Origin of the sequence: Nocardia cyriacigeorgica, from assembly GCF_029868385.1 — a bacterium.
Lineage (GTDB): Bacteria > Actinomycetota > Actinomycetes > Mycobacteriales > Mycobacteriaceae > Nocardia > Nocardia cyriacigeorgica_F.
In genome coordinates, this window is record NZ_JARWNX010000057.1 from 1 (window position 1) to 2911 (window position 2911).

2 protein-coding genes and 1 pseudogene are annotated in these 2911 nt (G+C 66.2%); all 3 read left to right on the plus strand.

Annotated features, from left to right (window positions below):
• Positions 1-244, plus strand: a pseudogene (locus QH168_RS19165) (hypothetical protein); the annotation flags it as partial.
• 169 nt (positions 245-413) lie between these two features.
• Positions 414-2063 carry a hypothetical protein gene (locus tag QH168_RS19170; protein ID WP_280236104.1) on the plus strand — a complete coding sequence of 550 codons (1650 nt, stop codon included), beginning with the start codon at positions 414-416 and terminating at the stop codon, positions 2061-2063.
• A 335-nt stretch (positions 2064-2398) separates the two neighbouring features.
• Positions 2399-2911: hypothetical protein (locus QH168_RS19175; protein WP_280236105.1), on the plus strand; the 513-nt coding region annotated here is incomplete at its 3' end.

Here is a 2911-nt window from a genome sequence, read left to right on the forward strand (position 1 = left end):
TTTGGCGACGGCGGTGGGCACGTTGCTCGGTTCGCTGGTCGGTGGTGTGCTCGGTTGTGTGGCGGGTGCGATCATCGGTGCGCCGCTGGTGGTGCCGACGTTCTTCGCCGGTCCGATCGGTCTGTGTATCGGTGGCGCCGCCGTGGGGATCACCCTCGGTGCGGCCGCTGGCATGATCGCGATCGGAGTTCCGGTCGGTGTTGCGGCCGCTATGCAGTTCTTCAACTCGACAGCGGTCAGGTGATGTGAGTCGGTGAATACAACAATCTGAATCAGGAATGGGCGGCATCCGACGGGATGCCGCCCATTCTTTGTTCGGGGTTCGGAGTGATTCCGTAAATAATTCTTCGTTTACCGGTTGAAGGTCGCAATGAGTGCTGCTGGGTCGGTGAAATCGAATTTAGTGTCGAATCGTGGGTTTTCTCGGATTCACCTGGGCCGATGCCGGGTCGTTCGCCGGTGGTTTGATCGGCGCCGCTGTTCTCGGTCCGCCCGGTGCGATGCTCGGCTCGACGGCAGGGTCATTTCTCGGCGGTGTCGTCGGCGATGATCGAGACGCGGGCAGCGCTGCCGAAGAGGCGTTGGTCGCTGGCATCGGTGCCGCGGGTGGGGCGTGGGCGGCCAACCTCGGTGGCAAACTCCTCAAAGACGGGATCACCGCCGCCGCGACCAGAGCACTGTCCGCGGGTGCGGCTCGTCGCGTGGAAACGGGCGCGGCCAAAACGCTGCTGCCCTGGAACAAGTACGAGGGCAGTCTGCTCGGCGCGCTCGGCGGCGGCTTCGGTGGTTACGAGGTCTCGCCTCAGGCCCGCCCGCCCGTCGCGATCGAAACCATCGATATCGGCAACGGCAGCTGCCCGGTGGAAATGGCCCGATTGCGGATGCCGCCCGACCTGTCCCGGCCGATCGCGGACTCCTATCGACAGCTGCCCGGCTATCTGTGCGATGTCTGGCGGAAATTCGGATCGGGCTCACACCGCACCGCGCCGGTACCCGAACCGCCCGCGCCCATCGACGAGAACGCGCGCAGCGGAATCAAGGAGTACGCGGCGAAGGCGCAATCACTCAACCTCGCCATGGCCGGATTCGCGACCCTGGACCGCAAAGTCGCGGCCCTCGTCCGGGAAGGCGCCGGTACTACGGAACAGGGCCGCAACGCGGTGTCGACGGTGATCGGGAACGCCAACCGCGCCGCCGCCGAAGCCCCGAGCGGCAATGCCGATCTCCACGCACTCGACCTGCTGGACGACGCCTTCACAGCGGGAAACCAGATCCTCACCCAGGCCATCACCGCCACCGACGGCACCGCGAACCGCACCGACCGTCTCACCGCCGAACTACGGAAGCTGCGCGCCGAACTCGACGAGCACCGCGCAGCGCACCGCAGACCGGTTGCGACGGGACCGTCGCGGCATGCGTCGGAACCGCCGCGCCCAGGGCCATCACAGCCCGCGCCGGGACGGTCGCACGCTGCCCCGGAAAGGTCGCGCACAGCGCTGGAACCGTCATGGTCTGCGTCGGGACCGTCGCGGCCATGGAAGGCCGCCGACCGTTCGGATGCTCGGGTCACCTCGAGCATCGACAACAGCACGATCGGGTCGCTGATCGTCATCGCGCCCAGCGCGGGGTCGACAGTCGTCGTGGACCCGGCCATCGGAAGTCCGCTCATCGATGGCCGACACACGCCTATGCCCGCGCCACCGCCACCGCCACCGCCCGCGGCACCGCCACCGCCGCGCCCGAGTCCGGTCATCGAACCTTCCATATCGGTGCCGCCATCGTCAGCACCAGTTCCGCCGCCGGTGCCGCAACCGCGCGCACGCGATCCACTGCGGGAGTCTTCCAATACGGGAACGACATCGCTGTCACGCGAGTTGGTTTCGCCGGAGACCCCGTGGACCGATCCGTCGCGTCACGGAACTCGGCCGCCTGGTATGCACGTGCCGTGGGAGCCCTCACCGCGGACTCCATGGACGCCAGCAGTTCCCTCCGTCATGCCTGGTGTTTCGCATGTCGCGCAGTGGGCTTCGGTGGGCGGTGAACGTCCTACGCCGGGCGCCTGACGCGGGTCCGGAGCGGACTAGTAGCTGCTCACGGGCGATCCCGATGTGTTCGCTTTCGGTGCTGGTCGTTATTCCGAAACCGCTCGATAGTGCGAGATTTCGGATACCGCGCCGCACCCCATTACCTGCGAGTTCACCTGCCGGACACATACGTTGACACCGATTTAGCATCGTGTAAACAAAGGGAATCATTCCGGATGTTGTCATGTGTTCCGGCCCGGTCGAGGCCACGACCGATTCTCTGTTCGCGGAGTTTCGGGGATTCACCGAGGGAAAGCGTTCGAACCATGTCGATTAAGTCCGTACTAGCTGTTTCCGCTCTTGCTGTTGCCGCCGTGGTGGCAACCGGGGCCAGTGCGGGTGCGGTTCCCGCCCCCGCGCCCGAGCCGGGCACCGTGGTGCAGACCGATGTGCTGCCAGGGATCAAGTACACCGCAAGCGTCGTGGACAATTCGGTGGTCCTGCGGACCGAGGCCGGGTCGTTGACCACGCAGGGCTCCCAGTTCCAGGTGCTCGACGATCAGGGTCGGCTGGTCGCGGGCATGCCGCTCACCTATCTGAAGGACGGTATGGAATGGCCGATCGCCGCACGGGTGGAAGGGAATACGGCCACCTTCACCCCGAGCACCGATCCGGCGCAGGCCAAGCCCGCCGCCATGCTTCAGCCGGTCGCGGATGAGCCGGTCGATTTCGACTCCGCGTTGAGTACGGCCGCTACGCAGTTCGGTTTGGCGACGGCGGTGGGCACGTTGCTCGGTTCGCTGGTCGGTGGTGTGCTCGGTTGTGTGGCGGGTGCGATCATCGGTGCGCCGCTGGTGGTGCCGACGTTCTTCGCCGGTCCGATCGGT